This window comes from Paracoccus hibiscisoli (genome assembly GCF_005048265.1).
In the GTDB taxonomy this organism is placed as follows: domain Bacteria; phylum Pseudomonadota; class Alphaproteobacteria; order Rhodobacterales; family Rhodobacteraceae; genus Paracoccus; species Paracoccus hibiscisoli.
The window spans coordinates 33,778-51,855 of sequence record NZ_SUNH01000021.1 but is presented as its reverse complement, the minus strand read 5'-3'; the positions used below and the strand labels follow the sequence as shown (position 1 = coordinate 51,855).

General features: G+C 68.9%; 16 protein-coding genes and 1 pseudogene. 14 read left to right on the top strand and 3 right to left on the bottom strand.

Annotated elements, in window-relative coordinates; all coding sequences use genetic code 11:
• Position 1: 1 nt before the first annotated feature.
• The 6 genes and pseudogenes from gorA to FA740_RS14640 all read left to right on the top strand — a co-directional run bounded on the left by gorA (position 2) and on the right by FA740_RS14640 (position 6,817).
• Complete coding sequence (gorA, locus tag FA740_RS14665; protein ID WP_136857520.1) at positions 2-1,381, top strand: glutathione-disulfide reductase; 1,380 nt, start codon at positions 2-4, stop codon at positions 1,379-1,381.
• Positions 1,382-1,496: 115 nt separating this feature from the next.
• Positions 1,497-2,777: an FtsH protease activity modulator HflK gene (hflK, locus tag FA740_RS14660; RefSeq protein WP_136857519.1), complete on the top strand. Its 1,281-nt coding sequence runs from the start codon at positions 1,497-1,499 to the stop codon at positions 2,775-2,777.
• Positions 2,777-3,829, top strand: a pseudogene (gene hflC, locus FA740_RS14655) (protease modulator HflC); the annotation flags it as partial. The gene hflK and the pseudogene hflC, both read left to right, overlap by 1 nt.
• 588 nt (positions 3,830-4,417) lie before the next feature.
• On the top strand, positions 4,418-5,827 hold the full coding sequence (locus tag FA740_RS14650; protein WP_246053661.1) for a DegQ family serine endoprotease: 1,410 nt from the start codon (positions 4,418-4,420) through the stop codon (positions 5,825-5,827).
• Positions 5,828-5,902: 75 nt separating this feature from the next.
• Positions 5,903-6,226 carry a 2Fe-2S iron-sulfur cluster-binding protein gene (locus FA740_RS14645; RefSeq protein WP_136857516.1) on the top strand — a complete coding sequence of 108 codons (324 nt, stop codon included), beginning with the start codon at positions 5,903-5,905 and terminating at the stop codon, positions 6,224-6,226.
• A gap of 159 nt (positions 6,227-6,385) precedes the next feature.
• Positions 6,386-6,817 carry a DUF2141 domain-containing protein gene (locus FA740_RS14640; protein ID WP_136857515.1) on the top strand — a complete coding sequence of 144 codons (432 nt, stop codon included), beginning with the start codon at positions 6,386-6,388 and terminating at the stop codon, positions 6,815-6,817.
• Positions 6,818-7,638: 821 nt separating this feature from the next.
• On the opposite strand, the gene FA740_RS14635 is transcribed toward FA740_RS14640, so the two are convergent.
• Positions 7,639-8,256, bottom strand: coding sequence for an aspartate/glutamate racemase family protein (locus FA740_RS14635; protein WP_136857514.1), 618 nt, complete (start codon positions 8,254-8,256; stop codon positions 7,639-7,641).
• 269 nt (positions 8,257-8,525) lie between these two features.
• Here FA740_RS14635 and FA740_RS14630 point away from each other — a divergent pair, with 269 nt between their 5' ends.
• The 7 genes from FA740_RS14630 to FA740_RS14600 are packed head-to-tail and all read left to right on the top strand — an operon-like array spanning position 8,526 to position 15,624.
• Positions 8,526-10,130: an ABC transporter substrate-binding protein gene (locus FA740_RS14630; RefSeq protein WP_338119673.1), complete on the top strand. Its 1,605-nt coding sequence runs from the start codon at positions 8,526-8,528 to the stop codon at positions 10,128-10,130.
• A gap of 52 nt (positions 10,131-10,182) precedes the next feature.
• Positions 10,183-11,136 carry an ABC transporter permease gene (locus FA740_RS14625; RefSeq protein WP_136857513.1) on the top strand — a complete coding sequence of 318 codons (954 nt, stop codon included), beginning with the start codon at positions 10,183-10,185 and terminating at the stop codon, positions 11,134-11,136.
• A gap of 3 nt (positions 11,137-11,139) precedes the next feature.
• A complete protein-coding gene (locus FA740_RS14620) occupies positions 11,140-12,021 on the top strand; it encodes an ABC transporter permease (protein ID WP_136857512.1) in 882 nt (293 codons plus the stop codon).
• Positions 12,008-13,021: an ABC transporter ATP-binding protein gene (locus tag FA740_RS14615; RefSeq protein WP_136857511.1), complete on the top strand. Its 1,014-nt coding sequence runs from the start codon at positions 12,008-12,010 to the stop codon at positions 13,019-13,021. Before FA740_RS14620 ends, FA740_RS14615 begins: the two co-directional genes overlap by 14 nt.
• Complete coding sequence (locus tag FA740_RS14610; RefSeq protein WP_136857510.1) at positions 13,018-14,001, top strand: ABC transporter ATP-binding protein; 984 nt, start codon at positions 13,018-13,020, stop codon at positions 13,999-14,001. The genes FA740_RS14615 and FA740_RS14610 overlap by 4 nt, the downstream gene beginning before the upstream one ends.
• The gene (locus FA740_RS14605; RefSeq protein ID WP_136857509.1) at positions 13,994-15,163 is read left to right on the top strand and encodes an amidase; all 1,170 of its coding nucleotides are present in this window, start codon (positions 13,994-13,996) and stop codon (positions 15,161-15,163) included. Before FA740_RS14610 ends, FA740_RS14605 begins: the two co-directional genes overlap by 8 nt.
• On the top strand, positions 15,160-15,624 hold the full coding sequence (locus tag FA740_RS14600) for a RidA family protein (protein WP_136857508.1): 465 nt from the start codon (positions 15,160-15,162) through the stop codon (positions 15,622-15,624). The genes FA740_RS14605 and FA740_RS14600 overlap by 4 nt, the downstream gene beginning before the upstream one ends.
• Here the strand turns inward: FA740_RS14600 and FA740_RS14595 are convergent.
• Positions 15,621-16,823, bottom strand: a complete 1,203-nt coding sequence (locus FA740_RS14595; protein ID WP_211243716.1) for an amidohydrolase family protein — start codon at positions 16,821-16,823, stop codon at positions 15,621-15,623. The two genes, FA740_RS14600 and FA740_RS14595, sit on opposite strands and share 4 nt — an antisense overlap.
• 80 nt (positions 16,824-16,903) lie before the next feature.
• Here FA740_RS14595 and FA740_RS14590 point away from each other — a divergent pair, with 80 nt between their 5' ends.
• Positions 16,904-17,305 carry a nuclear transport factor 2-like protein gene (locus tag FA740_RS14590; protein ID WP_136857506.1) on the top strand — a complete coding sequence of 134 codons (402 nt, stop codon included), beginning with the start codon at positions 16,904-16,906 and terminating at the stop codon, positions 17,303-17,305.
• Here FA740_RS14590 and FA740_RS14585 read toward each other — a convergent pair whose 3' ends face one another.
• Positions 17,306-18,007 (bottom strand): GntR family transcriptional regulator, encoded by a 702-nt coding sequence (locus FA740_RS14585; protein ID WP_246053657.1) that lies wholly within the window; start codon positions 18,005-18,007, stop codon positions 17,306-17,308.
• Between the last annotated feature and the right edge of the window lie 71 nt (positions 18,008-18,078).

Here is an 18,078-nt window from a genome sequence, read left to right as displayed (position 1 = left end):
CGTGAGCTTCGATTACGATCTGTTCGTCATCGGCGGGGGTTCGGGCGGCGTGCGCGCGGCCCGGATCGCGGCGGGCGAGCATGGCGCCAGGGTCGGTCTGGCCGAGGAAAGCCGCATGGGCGGCACCTGCGTCATCCGGGGCTGCGTGCCGAAAAAGCTGATGATCTTTGCCTCCCAGGCCGGGCTGATGACGCAGGAAATGCGCGGATACGGCTGGTGCGACGCGCAGGCGGGCACGTTCGATTGGACGGTGTTCCGCGAAAAGCTGGATGCCGAGCTGTTGCGGCTGGAGGTGATCTATCGCGCCGGGCTGACCCGCGCGGGCGTCGAAATCCACGACCAGCGCGCGACCCTGGACGGCCATCACCAGGTGCGCCTGGCCGATGGCACGACCCGCACCGCGCGCCACATCCTGATCGCCACCGGCGGCAGGCCCGCGCCCATCGGCATCCCCGGAGAGGAGCTGGCGATGATCTCGGACGACCTGTTCCTGATGGACCGGTTGCCGGGGCGCATCCTGCTGGTGGGCGGCGGCTTTGTCGCCTGCGAATTCGCGACCATCCTGGCGGGGCTGGGCGTGGACACGGTGCAGGCCTATCGCGGCGACGCGGTGCTGCGCGGCTTTGACCGCGAGGCGCGCGACCTGGCCACCCTGCAGCTGAGCACGGTGGGGGTGGATCTGCGTCTGGGCCTGACGCCCGCAGCGCTGGAGCGCGACGGCGACGGCATCCGCGTGCGCTTCGACGACGGTACGGATGAGCGGTTCGACGCGGTGCTGATGGCGACCGGGCGCGACCCCTATACCCGGGGGCTGGGGCTGGAGACGACCGAGGTCCGCACCAAACGCAACGGCGCGATCGAGGTCGACGAGTGGTCGCAGACCTGCGTGCCGTCGATCTTTGCGGTGGGCGACGTGACCGACCGCGTGAACCTGACCCCGGTCGCGATCCGCGAGGGGCATGCGTTCGCCGATACCGTGTTCGGCGCGCGGCCCCGGACGGTCGATCACTCCATCGTCGCCAGCGCGGTCTATCTGCGCCCCCACGAGGTCGCCTCGGTCGGTCTGACCGAGGAGGAGGCCCATGCGCGGGGCGCGGTCGACGTCTATGCCACGACCTTCCGGCCCATGCGGACCATGTTCGCGGGCAGCGACGCCAAGGTGATGATGAAGCTGCTGGTCGACCCGGCCGATGACCGGGTGCTGGGCTGCCACATCTTCGGCCCCGAGGCCGGGGAGATGATCCAGCTGGCGGCCATCCCCATCGGCATGGGCGCGACCAAGGCGCAGTTCGACGCCACCATCGCCGTCCACCCGACGGCGGCCGAGGAACTGGTGACGATGCGCCATCCCACGCGCCGTCTGGCGGCGGTCACGGGATGACAACACCGTGGGCGCGGCCTTGGGTCGCGGCCAGGGGCGGGTCGCAGGGTTGACATTTCGGCCCCGCGCCCCAGTTTTCAAGTAACGGAAATTCTTACGAAAGAAGGTCTATCGGATGGCAAATCAGGGCCCCTGGGGCGGAGGCGGCGGCGGCAATGGCGGTCGTGATGACGGGGATCGTGACAAGAAGCCTGCAGGTCGTCCCTGGGGTGAGCAGCCGCCGCCGGGCGGCCCGCGCCGTCCGGGACCGGCGGGCGACCCGCAGCGCCCCGAGATCGAGGACCTGATGAAGAAGGGTCAGGAACGACTGCGCGTCCTGATGGGCGGTCGCGGCACCGGCGGGGGAACCGGCGGCGGCGGCAATGGCCCGCGCAGCCCGATGGGCCCGAATTTCGGGCTGAACCGATCGACCCTGGTGATCGCCGGCCTGGCCGCGGTGGGCCTGTGGGCCTTTGCCAGCTTCTACCGGGTGCAGACCAACGAGCAATCGGTCGAGTTCCTGTTCGGCCGCGCCATCGCCGTGGGGACCGAGGGTCTGAACTTTGCCCCCTGGCCGGTCGTCACCGCCGAGGTCGTGCCCGTCACCAACGAACGCGTCACCGAGATCGGCACCGGTCAGGCCGGGCCGATGGATACCGGCCTGATGCTGACCCGCGACCAGAACATCGTGAACATGGAATACCAGGTCGTCTGGAACATCCGCGACCCGCAGGCCTTCCTGTTCAACCTGGCGGACCCGGCGGACACCATCCGCGCCGTGTCCGAGGCGGCGATGCGCGACATCATCGCCCGCAGCGAGCTGGCCCCGATCCTGAACCGCGATCGCGGTGTCATCGCCAGCGACCTGCGCACCGCCGTCCAGACCACGCTGGACAGCTATCAATCGGGCATCAACGTCATCCGCGTCAACCTGGACCGCGCCGATCCGCCCGAGGAGGTCATCGACTCGTTCCGCGAGGTGCAGGCCGCCCAGCAGGAACGTGACCGTCTGCAGAACGAGGCCGACGCCTATGCCAACCGCGAACTGGCCGCCGCACGCGGTCAGGCCGCCCAGATCCTGGAACAGGCCGAGGGTTACCGTGCCGAGGCGGTCAACACCGCAGCCGGTGAGGCCGCGCGCTTCAACTCGATCTACGAGGAATACGTGAACGCGCCTGACGTGACCCGTCGCCGGATGTATCTGGAGACGATGGAGCAGGTGCTGGGCGAGGTGAACAAGATCATCATCGGCGAGGGCATCGGCGGTGGCGAGGGCGGATCGGGCGTCGTGCCCTATCTGCCGCTGGACCAGCTGCGCGGCAACACGGGCAACGCGGCTCAGGCTCCCGCAGCACCCGCCGCAGGGCAGGCCCCCGCCCAGCCCGCCACCACCACTACCACCGGAGGGACGAACTGATGGCCGCGCGCACCAATATCCTGACCGCCCTGGCCCTGCCCGCGCTGGTCGTCGTTGCCGTGGTCGCCGGATCGTCGCTGTTCATCGTGGACGAGCGCGAAAAGGCGCTGGTCCTGCGGATCGGCCGGGTCGTGAACGTCCAGGAGACGCCGGGCCTGAACTTCAAGCTGCCCTTCATCGACAATGTCGTCAAATATGACGGGCGCATCCTGGGCCTGCCGACCAGCCCGCTGGAGGTCACCCCGCTGGATGACCGCCGCCTGGTGGTCGACGCCTTTGCCCGCTGGCGGATCACCGATCCGGTCCGCTTCCGTCAGGCCGTCGGCGTCCAGGGCATCCAGGCCGCCGAGATGCGGCTGGAGCCGATCGTCGTCGACGCCATCCGGGGCGTTCTGGGTACAGTTCCCTCGACCTCGGTGCTGTCTGATGACCGGACCAGCCTTATGAACCAGATCCGCGACGAGGCGCGCGCCAATTCGGCGGGTCTGGGGATCGAGATCATCGACGTGCGCCTGACCCGCACCGACCTGCCCGAGCAGAACCTGAACGCGACCTATGCGCGGATGCGGGCCGAACGGAACCGTGAGGCCGCCGACGAGGTCGCCCGCGGTAACGAGGCCGCGCAGCGCGTGCGGGCCGCAGCCGACCGGACCGTGGTCGAGCTGACCTCCGAGGCGCGCCGCCGCTCCGAGATCATCCGAGGCGAGGCCGATGCGCAGCGCAACGCGATCTATGCGGACGCCTATGGGCGCGACCCCGAGTTCTTCTCGTTCACGCGGTCGCTGACCTCGTATCAGCGGGCGCTGCGCGGTGAGAACAGCTCCATGGTGATGCAGCCGGACAGCGAGTTCTTCACCTACCTGTCCAGCGACGGCGCGGAGAATGCCAACCCGGCCGCGACCCCGGTTCCGCCGGGCAATGCGGCCGAACGTCTGGGGCTGACGCTGAGCGACGTGAACGGCGATGCCGAGACGCTGGTCACGCCCGATGTGATCGACAGCGAGGGCAACCGCATCGGCGAATCGGCTGGCGTGCAGCTGACCCCCGTCCCCGAGAGCCTGGCGGCACCCCCGCAGGAGCCTTCGGAGATGGTGCTGCCCGAGGTACAGATGACCCCGGCGCCCGATGCCGGTCAGGAGGCGCCCGCGGAAACCGCCCCCGCGGAAACCGCCCCCGCCGAACCCGCCCCCGCCGAGCCCGCCCCCGCCGATCCCGCACCCGCTGAACCGGCCCCCGCCGAGCCTGCCCCGGCAGAGCCCGCACCGGCGGATGCGCCTGTCGAACCGGCCCCGGCCAACTGATCTGATGGACGGGCGGGGGGAAACCCCCGCCCGTTTTCGCAACAAAAGTCACGATCAGTTCACAACCCGAGAGCGTGATTTATTTGCCACGCGCCCTTAGATAGCAGTCATATCCGTCACGGCAGATCGGGCCGCATCCGCACCCCTGCCATCGAGAGATGAGGACATCGCATGAAACCGCTTTTCCCCCGGCACATCCTGACCGCATCGGCCCTGGCGCTGGTCGTCGGGCTTGGGCATGCCGGCGCACAGCAGGTGGTCGATCCCGCCAATGACGATCTGCCGCCCGAGGTCAGCCAGCAGGCGCAGGACGCCGCCGATGCCAACCAGCCCCTTGGGATGGAGGCCAACGGCGCCCCGCCCTCGCAGGTGATGCCGGGCAGCTTTGCCGATCTGGCCGAGCAGGTGTCGCCCGCGGTGGTGAACATCACCACCACCTCGGTCGTGTCGCAGCCCACCGGCGGGCCGTCATTCCCCGAGGGCAGCCCGTTTTCCGACCTGTTCCGCGAATTCGGCTTTCCGGGCATGCCGGGCGGCCCAGAGGGCATGCCCCAGCAGCGCCGCCCGCAGCGGTCGAACGCACTTGGGTCGGGCTTCGTGATCTCGGCGGACGGGTTCATCGTGACGAACAACCACGTCATCGACGGCGCCGACCAGATCGAGGTCGAGTTCTACTCCGGCCAGCGCCTGCCCGCGACCGTGGTCGGCACCGACCCCAATACCGACGTGGCCCTGCTGAAGGTCGAGAGCGACGAGGCCATCCCCTTCGTGCGGTTCGGCGACAGCGACTCGGCCCGCGTGGGTGATTGGGTCCTGGCCCTGGGCAACCCCTTGGGGCAGGGATTCTCGGCCAGCTCGGGGATCGTGTCGGCGCGCAATCGCGAGCTGTCGGGCACCTATGACGACTATCTGCAGACCGACGCGGCGATCAACCGCGGCAATTCTGGCGGCCCGCTGTTCAACCTGCAGGGCGAGGTGATCGGCGTGAACACGGCCATCCTGTCGCCCAATGGCGGCTCGATCGGCATCGGGTTCTCGATGGCGTCGAACGTGGTGTCGCAGGTCGTGGCGCAGCTGCAGGAGTTCGGAGAGACCCGGCGCGGCTGGCTGGGCGTGATGATCCAGGACGTGACGCCGGAGATGGCCGAGGCGATGGGGCTGGACGTCACCGGCGGCGCGATGATCACCGACGTCCCCGAGGGGCCGGCGCGTGATGCGGGCCTGCTGACCGGCGACGTGATCACCGCCTTCGCGGGGACCGAGGTCGCCGATACCCGCGCCCTTGTCCGCCGCGTGGCCGAGGCGCCTGCCGGAGAGACCGCCCAGATCGTCGTCATGCGCGAGGGCGACGAACTGACGCTGGACGTGACCTTGGGCCGCCGTGAGACCGCGCAGGGTGGCGGCACCCCCGAGACGCCCGACGACGAGCCGTCGGAAAGCGATGTCCTGGGCATGTCCGTGACCGTGCTGACCCCCGAGATGGCGACCGAACTGGGCGCGCCGCGCGATGCGCGGGGCCTGGTCATCACCGGCGTCGACCCCGAGGGTCCGGCCGCCGAAAAGGGTCTGGCCGCCGGTGACATCATCACCGATGTGAACCAGCAGACCGTCGCGACCCTGTCGGACCTGACCGACCGCATCGATGAGGCCCGCGAGGCCGGTCGCCGGTCCGTCTTGATGCTGATCCGGCGCGGCGGAGAGCCTTTGTTCGTGGCCCTGCCGCTGACGGATGAGGCACCCGCCGAATGAGGCCGGCGGGGGCGGCCCCTTTTCAAACCGCCCCCGATCGCCTAATTGCACGGGAACACAAGGGAACAAGCGATCATGGCGAAGATTACCTATATCGAACATAACGGCACCCGCCACGAGGTCGAGGTCCGCCCCGGCATGACGGTGATGGAGGGCGCGCGCGACAACGGCATTCCGGGCATCGACGCCGATTGCGGCGGGGCCTGCGCCTGTTCGACCTGCCATGTCTATGTCGATCCGGCCTGGGCGGACAAGCTGCCCGCCCGCGATCCGATGGAGCAGGACATGCTGGATTTCGCCTACAAGCCCGATCCCGAACGGTCGCGCCTGACCTGCCAGATCAAGGTGACCGAGGCGCTGGACGGCCTGGTCGTGCAGATGCCCGAACGTCAGATCTGATCCGACCCCCAAGGACCCCGGACGGCCGCGCCCCCTGCGCGGCCGTTTCGCGTTGCGGCCTCAAACGATGGTGATCCCGGGGCGCATCCGGGGCGGTTGTTCGTCGCAGGCAATCGTGATGGTGTTGCGTCCGATGCACAACACGCGGGGAGACACAGGATGCGGCAGCTGATCGGCATGGCGGTCATCGCCACGGCGGGCCTGTCGGGGGCGGCACTGGCGACGCCCGCGGCCTTTGTCGAGGTGACGGTGACGGGCCTGTCCTCCGACAAGGGCGTTCTGGCCTGCACGCTCCACGACAACGCGCAAGGCTTTCCCGCCGCGCCGGGCGTGGCCCATGTCCGCATCGCGCCGCAGGGCGGGCAGGGGGTCTGCCAGTTCGACGGCCTGCCGCCCGGGCGCTACGCCGTGGCCGTGCTGCATGACGAGAACGCGAATGGCCGACTGGATACGAACGCGCTCGGCATCCCGCAGGAGCGGTGGGGCATCTCGATCGGAAAGGCGCCACGCTGGCGCGCACCCCGTTTCGATGAGGCCGCGTTCGATCTGGGCACCACCTCGCTGCGGATGGGTATCGACCTGAACCCGTGACCGCGCGGGGCAAACGGTGCCCTGCGCGGATCGCCCGCGTGCCCGTGAAATTTCCCACGGTGATGGCTGACAGGACCGTATCCGCCTCACCGTCCTTCTCCCATATGGCTCTGACCTGCATTCGGGAAAGCCCTTCGGGAGGTGTCCTAAGGGCATCGGTGATGCGCCTGTGCAACATACGCCATGCCCGATCCGCCGGATCGTGCCGCCATGCAGCCTCTCTGCAGCGAAACCGCGGCGCGGTCTTGCCCCGTGGCCTGCGGCATGCCGGGAGGGGCGGCGGCGCTCAGCATGCTCCTGCCCTGCGTGGTGCCGGCAGCGTCGGACACACAGGTCAGGGCGGGCGATGCTGCCCGTTATCATGGCCTTGATCGACCTGCCCGAGGTCCGTCGCAGTATTCGCCCGCCTTCTTGGGGCAGGCTGTCGCATCCGACTGATCGTCCAAGAAGGTGAAGCGCCTGAAGGCGCGATCTGGGGACGCTGATCGGCCTGCACCAGGGGCTTCAGGCTGTATTCGGCATGGAGCGTGTCGGGCCGCGCCCCAATGTTCGTCGCCAGTGGTAAGATTGGGTGGCGTCGCAGCGGTCCCTTCTGTTCCCGGTGGCCGGAGAGGTCGACCAAGGGTCGGGCAGGTGCTGCAGGGATGCGTCACGGACCGCAGGGAACCCAACACGGCGCCAGCCTGCGCCCGTGCGCGCGGGTGCAGCGTCGGGTTGCGGATCTTTCGGAACGGTGCGCGTGGCCGCCGGCCTGAGGGTGCTGAACCTGACCTGCCGCGGCGGCATCTGCACCCAGGTCCCGGTCGAACCACGGTGATGCGCTAGGCCAGCAGGGCGGCCATGGCGCGGGCGGCCTCGGGGACGGGCTGGATCAGGGGCACGGGGCTGTGCGGCTGCAACCGCAGCGCGGCTTGCGCCAGGGGTCCGCCGCCGATGATCACCGCTTGCGCCCCCGCCACCGCCGCGCGGTGGATGGCCGCCAGCAGCGCGCGGTCCAGGGCGGCGGGGTCGGCCATCAGCGCCTCTGGCGCGCCTGGGGTGACGTGGCAGCCCAGATAGCGGCCCGGGCCACCCTGCATCAGCGTGTCGATCCGGGCGGTCAGCGCCGGGGTCGTCGTGGCCACGGCAAAGGCCCGTCCGCCATGCCCCGCCGCCCGCGCCGCCGCCGCCCCGATGCCGATGACCGGCAGCCCGAGGCGCAGGGCCAGCAGCGCCGCGCCCGGATCGCCGAAGGCCGCCACGATCACGCCGCGACAGCCCGGTGGCGGGTCCAGCGCGGCGATCCGGTCCGCCGCACGGTCCAGCTGGTCGGGGTCCAGGATGACGGACGGGCCCTGGGGTGCGGTCCAGCCGTGCAGGTCGGGCAGCCAGGGCCGCGCGATGGCGCACATCGCCGCCGTCGTGCCCGCGTTCGTGTTCGGGTTGGCCAGAAGGATCATGGGCGGCGCGGTCCTTGAGCAGGGTGACGGGCAGGGCAAAGCGGGCCAAAAGATCGCCGCGGATGTCCAGTGTTGCCCGGTCCGCAGCTTGCGTGAAATCCCTGCGTGCAGAAATTGTCAGCAATCTGACTGCCCGTCGGGCAGGCATCGGGTTTTTTCCGTCTGGCCCCGTTCGCCCGGTCCGGCCACCGGTGCATCCGGCTGCCCCATGGTCAAGGGTGACCCCAATTCGGGGCGCATCATGACCCCGGCCAACAGGGAGAACGACCTTGCTTGATCTGAGAAAAGGCATCGCCGCGCTGGCGCTTTCGGTGGCCGTTCTGGCCGCACCGGCCGCCATGGCCCAGGGCACGCTGCGCATCGGCATGACCGCCGCCGACATTCCCCTGACCACCGGCCAGCCCGATCAGGGCGGCGAGGGGCTGCGCTTTATCGGCTATACGGTCTATGACGCGCTGATCAACTGGGACCTGACGCAGGGCGACGGCCCGTCCGGCCTGGTGCCGGGCCTGGCCACCGCATGGGAGGCCGACGAGGCCGACCGCACGCGCTGGACCTTCACCCTGCGCGAGGGGGTGACGTTCCACGACGGCAGCCCGTTCAACGCCGAAAACGTGGTCTGGAACCTGGACAAGCTGCTGGACGAGGGCGCCGAGCAATACGACCCGCGCCAGTCCGCGCAGGGCAAGTCGCGGGTTCCCGCCATCGCCAGCTATCGCGCGGTGGACGATCTGACGGTCGAGATCATCACCCATGAGCCCGACGCGACGCTGCCCTATCAGCTGGCCTGGGTTATGATGTCCTCCAAGGCGAATTGGGAGGCGTTGGACAAGGACTGGGAGCAGGTCGCGGCCAAGCCGTCGGGGACCGGGCCGTGGATGATGACGTCGTTCGTGCCGCGCGAACGGGCCGAACTGGTGCCCTTTGCCGATTACTGGGACGAGACGCGCATCCCCAAGCTGGACCGGCTGGTGCTGATCCCGCTGCCGGAATCGAATGCGCGCTCGGCGGCGCTGATGTCGGGGCAGGTCGACTGGATCGAGGCGCCGGCCCCCGATACCATCCCCGCCATGCAGGGCAACGGGTTCGAGATCACCTCGAACGCGCTGCCGCATAACTGGACCTGGCACCTGAGCCGGGTCGAAGGGTCGCCCTGGAACGATATCCGCGTGCGGAAGGCCGCGAACCTGGCCATCGACCGCGAATCGATGGGCGCGCTGCTGGGCGGGCTGATGATCCCGGCCAAGGGCTTCATGCCGCCGGAATCGCAGTGGTTCGGGGAACCCACCTTTGACGTGACCTATGACCTGGAGGCCGCGCAGGCCCTGATGACCGAGGCGGGCTTTGGCCCCGACAACCGCCTGTCGGTCAAGGCGCTGATCTCTCCCTCCGGGTCGGGGCAGATGCTGCCGCTGCCGATGAACGAATACATCCAGCAGTCGCTGGCCCAGGCCTGGATCGACGTCGAGTTCATGGTCGTCGAGTGGAACCAGATGATCAACCTGTGGCGCGCGGGCGCCGCCGATCCGTCGGTCGAGGGGTCGCAGTCGATCAACTTCACCTATTTCATCCAGGACCCGTTCACCGGCTTCATCCGGCACCTGGATTGTGACCTGGTCGCACCCAACGGCACCAACTGGGGCCATTATTGCGACGATGACATGCAGGCCCTGTTCGAGGAGATCAAGACCACCTTCGACGCCGCCGAACAGGACGAGGTGATGCGCCGAACGCACGAAAAATTCGTCGATGACGCGCTGTTCCTGATGGTCACGCATGACGTCGCACCACGGGCGATGTCGCCCAAGGTGCAGGGGTTCGTGCAGCCGCAGAACTGGTACCTGAACTTCTCGTCCATCACGATGGCCGACTGACCCGCAACCGGCCGCGCCCCGTGCGGGTGCGGCCAAGCCAGGGACGCATGCCGTGCTCAGCTATTTCCTTCGACGCCTGATCCTTGTGCTGCCGGTGGCCTTCGGGGTGTCGGTCGTGTGTTTCGCGCTGGTGCAGATCGCGCCGGGCGACCCGCTGACGGCCATCATGCCGGTCGATGCCACCGCCGAACAGCAGGCCGCGATGCGCGCGGCCTATGGTTTGGACAAGCCGGTGCCGGTCCAGTACCTGATCTGGATCAGCAACCTGCTGCAGGGAGAGATGGGCCGGTCCATCGCGTCGGGCCGCCCCGTCGCGGACGAAGTGTTCGGCGCGGTCGGCAATTCGCTGCTGCTGGCGGCGGCGGCGGCGGTGATCGCCTTCCCGATCGGCACGTTCCTGGGGTTCCTGGCGGGGTATTTCCGCGACACCCTGCTGGACCGGGCGGTGACGGCGCTTTCGATCACCGGGGTGTCGGTGCCGAACTATTGGCTGGGGATCGTGCTGGTCATCATCTTTTCGGTCAATCTGGGCTGGCTGCCGTCGATGGGCGCGGGGCCGGGCGGGTCGCAGGACTGGCAGTGGGACTGGGCGCATATGCGCCACCTGGTCCTGCCCGCCGTGACGCTGGCGGTGGTGCCCATCGGCATCGTTGCACGCACCGTGCGGGCGCTGGCGGGCGACATCCTGTCGATGGATTTCGTGACGGCCCTATACGCCAAGGGCCTCAGCCGCGGCGACGTGCTGCGCCATGTGGCGCGCAACGCGGCCGCAACGGCCCTGTCGGTGATGGGGCTGCAGCTGGGCTATCTGCTGGGCGGGTCGATCCTGATCGAGACGGTGTTCAACTGGCCCGGTTCGGGGTTCCTTTTGTCCAACGCGATCTTTCAGCGCGACCTGCCGCTGCTGCAGGGCACGATCCTGGTGCTGGCGATGTTCTTCGTCGGCATGAACCTGATCGTCGATGTGGCCCAGGCCGCCATCGACCCCCGCATCAAGAGGAGCTGACCCATGGTGCAGGTGACCACCGACATTCCCGTCGTTCCCCCCGCGCAGCGCGGATACTGGTCGGGCGTGCTGTCGCGCCTGCGCCGCGATCCGGTCGCGATGATCTGCGCTGTCATTCTGGCCGCGCTGGTCCTGTCGGCGGTGTTCGCACCCTGGCTGGGTCTGGCCGACCCCTATCAGGGCAGCATGATCGCCCGTCTATCGGCCCCTGGCACGCCCGGACACCTGCTGGGCACGGATGAGCAGGGCCGCGACATGCTGTCCCGCCTGATCTATGGCGGGCGGCTGACGCTGTTCATCGGGCTGATGCCGGTGGTGCTGGCGTTCTTCATCGGCGGCACGTTGGGGATCATCGCGGGCTATGTCGGCGGCATCACCAACACGATCATCATGCGGGTCGTGGACGTGTTCTTTGCCTTTCCGTCTGTCCTGCTGGCCATCGCCATCTCGGGCGCTCTGGGCGCGGGGGTGCTGAACAGCCTCGTGTCGCTGACCATCGTGTTCATTCCGCCCGTGACCCGCGTGGCCGAGGCGGTGACCTCCGGCGTGCGCAGCTTGGACTATATCGACGCGGCGCGGGCGTCGGGGGCCAATGCGCTGACGGTGATCCGGGTGCATGTGATCGGCAACGTGCTGTCGCCGATCTTCGTCTATGCGACCTCGCTGACATCGGTCTGCATGATCCTGGCGGCGGGGCTGTCCTTTCTGGGCATCGGCGTGCGCCCGCCCGAACCCGAATGGGGGCTGATGCTGAACACGCTGCGGTCCGCGATCTATGTGAACCCGTGGCTGGCGGCGCTGCCGGGGGTGATGATCTTTGCCACCTCGCTGTGCCTGAACCTGCTCAGCGACGGTTTGAGGAGTGCGATGAATGTCCGCGACTGACCAACCCCTGCTGAGCGTGCGCGACCTGAAAAAGCACTTTCCCATCAAGGGCGGCATCCTGGGCCGCACGCAGGCCATGGTCCAGGCCGTGGACGGGGTCAGCTTTGACGTCCGCGCGGGCGAAACCCTGGGCATCGTCGGCGAATCCGGCTGCGGCAAATCCACCACGGCCAAGCTGCTGATCGGGCTGGTGGACCGGGACGAGGGCGACATCGAGTTGGGCGGCAAGTCGCTTGGCCGCGACATCAGCCTGCGCGCGCTGCGCCGCGACATCCAGATGGTGTTTCAGGACAGCTATGCGTCGCTAAACCCGCGTATGACCATCCTGGACAGCATCGCATTCGGCGCGCGGGTGCAGGGGCTGGATGATCCGGTGGGGCGGGCGCGACGGCTGATGGCGCGGGTGGGGCTGGACCCCGACCGGTTCGCGGGCCGCTATCCGCACGAATTGTCGGGTGGGCAGCGCCAGCGCATCAACATCGCCCGCGCGCTGGTCATGTCGCCCAAGGTCGTGGTTCTGGACGAGGCCGTCAGTGCGCTGGACAAGTCGGTCGAGGCGCAGGTCCTGAACCTGCTGTCCGACCTGCGCGCGGAATTCGGGCTGACCTATATCTTCATCAGCCATGATCTGAACGTGGTGCGCTACATCTCGGACCGCATCCTGGTCATGTATCTGGGAGAGGTCGTCGAATTGGCCCCGGTCGACATGATCTGGGCCGAACAGGCGCATCCCTATACCCGGTCGCTGTTCTCGGCGATGCCGTCGATGGACCCGGACAACCGCACGCAGAAGCCGCCGCTGACCGGCGATCCGCCGAACCCGATCGACCCGCCGCCGGGCTGCCGGTTCCACACCCGTTGCGCGTTTGCTGCTGACGTCTGCAAGGCGCGCCACCCGGTGCTGGGGCCGATGGTGCAGGGGTCGCCGCATTGGGTCGCCTGCCACCTGCACGACCCCGCATCGGGCCATCCGCGCGCCGGTCAGGGGGTGCCCGCATGACCCCGCTGCTGCAGATCGACCATCTGAACGTCCGCTTCAAGGGCGCGCGGAATGTCCATGCGATCAACGACCTGTCCCTGACGCTGATGCCGGGGGAAACGCTGGCCCTGCTGGGCGAAAGCGGGTCGGGCAAAAGCGTCACGCTGAAGACGCTGCTGCGCCTGCTGCCGGAAAAGCGCACCGACCTGACGGGCGACATCACCTTTGACGGAACCGACATCATGACGCTGTCGGGGCGGTCCCTGCGCGCCTATCGCGGCGGCGACGTGTCGATGGTCTTTCAGGACCCCGGCCTGGCGCTGGACCCGGTCTATACCGTGGGCCAGCAGATCGCCGAGACCGTGATGCGCCACAAGGGCATCAGCCGCGCCGATGCGATGGAGGTGGCGCTGGACATGCTGCACCGCGTGCGCATCCCGTCCGCGGAAAGGCGGCTGCGGAACTATCCGCACGAATTGTCCGGGGGCATGCGCCAGCGGGTGATGATCGCGCTGGCCCTGGCCTGCCGTCCGCGCCTGCTGCTGGCGGATGAGCCGACGACCGCGCTGGATGCGACGGTGCAGATCCAGATCCTGCTCTTGATGCGCGAATTGCAGCGCGAATTCGGCATGGGGGTAATCTTTGTCACCCATGACATCGGCGTGGCGGTCGAGATCTCGGAACGGATCGCGGTCATGTATGCCGGCCAGATCGTCGAGGAGGGCAGCACCCACGACATCATCCGCGACCCGCGCCACCCCTATACGCGTGGCCTGCTGGCGGCGAACCTGCATGATGTGGAACGCGGCGCGCGGCTGGACGCCATCCCCGGCGCGCCGCCATCTTTGGAAACGCGGCCCGACAGCTGCCCCTTTGCGCCGCGCTGCGCCTTTGCGCTGCCCGCCTGTCGCACGGCGCTGCCGCCGGTGGCCACCCCCGGACCGCGCCGCCGCGTCGCCTGCCTGCGCGCGGACGAGCCGTTGGAGATCGCCCATGCATGACCCCTATCACGCCTTTCTGCCCTATCCACCCGCACCGGTCGCCCATGCGGCGGACGGCCCGCTGTCGGGCCTGACCCTGGCGGTCAAGGACATCTATCACGTCGCCGGATACCGCACCGGCGCGGGCTGTCCGACCTGGCTGGCCGAAAGCCCGGTGCATGAGATGACCGCGCCCTGCGTGCAGGCCCTGCTGGATGCGGGCGCGCGGTTCGTGGGCAAGGTGCATACCGATGAGCTGGCCTGGTCCATGTACGGCATGAACGCCCATTTCGGCACGCCCGTGAACCCCGCAGCACCCGACCGTATTCCGGGCGGGTCGTCATCGGGGTCGGCGGTGGCGGTGGCGGGGGGCCTGGCCGATATCGCCATCGGGTCGGATACCGGCGGATCGGTTCGCGCTCCGGCCAGCTTTTGCGGCACCTGGGGCTGGCGGCCCACGCATGGGCTGATCCCGATGGAGGGCGCGATGGCGCTGGCGCCCAGCTTTGACGCCTGCGGGGTCTTTGCCCGCGACGGGGCGGTGCTGGCCCGCGCCGCCGCCGTGCTGGTGGCAGACAGCGCGCCCCTGACCGCGCCCGATCTGATGGTGCCGACCGACATGCTGGCCCTGCTGGGGCGCGATGCCCGGGCGGTCTGGCAGGCGGGCTTCGGCCATCTGTCCGCGCGGCCCGTGTCGGTCTATCCCGATGGGGTGGAGGCCGCCTATGCGACCTTCCTGACCGCCGTGATGGCCGATGCGAAGGAGACGATCCTGCCCTTCATCCGCCGGTCCCGCATGCCGCTGGTGCGCGGCATCGACGCCCGCGCTGATGCGGCCGAGGCGCTGACCCCCGACCAGATCACCGCAGGCCGCGCCGCGCGCGAGGGGTTCGCGCGGCACATGGACGCGCTGCTGGGCGCGAATGGCGTGCTGCTGGCCCCGGTGGTGCATGACGCGCCCTTCCGGCTGGACGCGCCGGTCGCGGTCTTTGACAGCTTTCGCCACGATGCGCAGCGGCTGCTCTGCGTGGCGGGCATGGCGCGGCTGCCGCAGGTGGTGTTTCCCGCCGGAACGGTCGACGGCGCGCCGTTCGGCCTGTCGCTGATCGGGCCGCGCGGGTCGGACCTGTCGCTGATCGCGCTGGCCTGCCAGCTGGCCCGCCAGCCGCAGGAGGCCGCATGACCTGTCCCATAGAGGCACGTCTGGCCGAACTGGGCCACACGCTGCCGCCCTCCGCCCCGTCGCGGGCGCTGTTCCTGCCGGGCAAGATCAGCGGCAACCTGCTGTTCCTGTCCGGCCAGATCTGCGAATGGGAGGGGGTGCCCCAGTATTTCGGCCCCATCGGCCCCGGTTTCGACATGGATGACGGACAGGCCGCGGCGCGGATGTGCGCGCTGAACCTGCTGTTCTCGATCAGGGCGGTGGCGGGATCGCTGTCGCGCGTGGCGCAGGTGATCCGTCTGGGCGGCTTTGTCGCCGCACCCCCCGATTACGGGCAGGGGCCCTTCGTGGTGAACGGCGCGTCTCAGCTGTTCATCGACCTGTGGGGCGACGCGGGGCGGCACGCGCGGACCGTCGTCAATGTCTCGTCCCTGCCCGCCAACGCGCTGGTCGAGATCGACGCGGTGGTCGAGCTGCGCTAGGGCCGCAGCAGCCGGGCGGCGGGGCGGTCAAAGCTCTGCCGTCCGGCCTTGAACCCCATCAGTGGCGGCGCGATCATGGCCAGCGCCTCCGCCGGGCTTGCCGCGTCCAGCACGATCAGATCGGCCCGGTCGCCCGGCGCCAGCCCGTAGCCCTGCAGCCCCATCAACCGCGCGGGGCCGTGGGTCACCATGTCCAGGCAGGTATCGAAATGATCCGCCCCCAGATGCATGACATTGGCATAGAGGTTCGCCATCCGCAGCAGCGCGCAATCGCCATAAGGGGTGAAGGGGTTCATCACGTTGTTCGTGGCCACCGCGACCGTGACCCCCTCCAGCAGATGCAGGGGCGCCACGCCGCGGGGCGCACGATGGCCCTGATCCATGCCGTTCAGGTACAGGTCCGTCGCAGGCAGCGCCACGACCGCCACCCCGGCGCGTGCCAGCAGGGCCGCGTGTTCGGCCAGCCGCGCATCGTCCATCACCGCCAGCTTGGTCGCGTGGCCCAGGGTTACGCGCCCCCGCCAGCCGTGGCGCATCGTGCGTTCGCAGATCGCCCGGATGTGCGATCCTTCCGGGTCCAGGTCGAAATCGACATGGAAATCCAGATCGACCCCGCGCCGGACCGCCATCGCGAACAGGCGGTCGATCTGCGCCAGCGGGTCCGTGTCGGTATAGGGACAGCCGCCCAGCAGGTCCGCGCCCAGATCCAGCGCCTGTTCCAGAAGCGCCTCGGTGCCCGGATCGTTGGTCAGCCCCTCTTGCGCAAAGGCGCAGATCTGCAGGTCCAGCGCAAATGCATAGTCGTCGCGCAGGGCCAGCAGGGCGGTCAGGCTGCGTAGGCCAGCTCGGGGATCGACCTCGACATGGCTGCGCATATGCATGGTGCCTTGGGTGATGGCGGCCTCCAGCACGCGGGCGCCGCGGGTGCGGACATCGGCGGTGGTGAAATCGCGCTTGAGCGCGCTGACCGTCGCCACCGCCTGCGACAGGCTGTGCGACTGGCCGCAGCGGCAGAGAATGCCGGCCTTGTCCAGGTGGATATGCGCCTCGACCAGACCAGGCAGGACCGCGCGCCCGCCCAGGTCGCGGGTCTGGCGCGCGGGGCCCAGATCCCGGCCCACCGCGACAATGCGGCCATCCGCGATGCCGATATCGGCGGGCCGGGGCAGGCGGGCATCGGTCAGGATCAGGTCCAGCATCTGTCTTGTATCCATGGGTCGTTTCTGTATTCTTCAAGTGTATGCAGTTATGCCGCCGACTGGCAAGAAAGGACCGCCCCATGAGCGACAGGACCCAGGCCGATCTGGCCGCGGTGCAGGATTATCTGGCAGCATCGATGGCGCCCGACCCGGTGCGCGCGGCAACATTCGTCGCGCCGGGCTTTGTCTGCCGCTTCACCGGCGGGCGGGTGTTCGACACGCCGTCGGGGCCGACCGGCTTCAACGCCGCGCGCTATAAATGGGTAAAGAAGCGGATCGAGCGCTATGACGTCGTGCCCGATGGCGACTGCACCATCGTCTATAGCCTGGGCTATCTGTATGGCGAATGGCCGGACGGGACGCCCTTTGACGGCAACCGCTATATCGACCGCTTCACGGTGCTCGACGGGTTGATCCTGGACACGGATGTCTGGAACGACAGCGCCGAATGGCTGCTGGACCCGTCCATCGCCAAGGGCTGATCAGCCCTTGGCATAGGGCTGCAGGATGTTCACCAGATCGCGGCTGCGGCCGCGATCGCCCGACAGCAGGGCGCGGGCGGCGACGGCCTCCAGATGGTCGGCCATCATCTGCGCGGCCTTGTCGGCGGGGCCGCGGGCGATCAGCTCGATCAGGGCCAGATGCTCGCTGATGGCGCATTCCGACGAATGCGGGCGGGCCAGAGACGACAGCGAAAGCCCCGCCCGGTAACAGATTTCCGTAACATAGCGCACCAGGATCGGCTTGCCGGTCATCTGGGCCAGGCGGATATGGAACTCGGTCGCGAGGCGGATCGAGGCGCCGTCCGGCCCGTGCCGCGCGGCATGTTCCTGGGCCACGATATCCTTCAGCTCGGCCACCTGATCGGGGGTCAGGTTGCCCGCCAGATGCTGCACCACCTGCCGCTCCAGCGCGACGCGGATGTCAAAGATGTCGCGTGCATCGGCGGGGGTGGGGGCGGCCACGGTGGCGATGCGGTTGCGGCGCAGATCGACCAGCCCCTCGGCCGCCAGCTGGCCCAGGGCGTGGCGCGCGATGGTGCGGCTGACGCCGAAGCTCTCGCCCAGGGCGTCCTCGGGCAGGCGGTCGCCGGGCAGCAGCGCGCCCTCGATGATGGCGCGGCGGATGCCCTGGCAGATCGCGGTCATGCGGTCGCCAGTGGCGCTGTTGCGGCGCGCGGTCACGGCTGCGCCTGCTGCGCGGGCAGTTTGCGCCCTGCTGCGCAAATCGCGGGCATCGCGCGGGTCGGGACGCT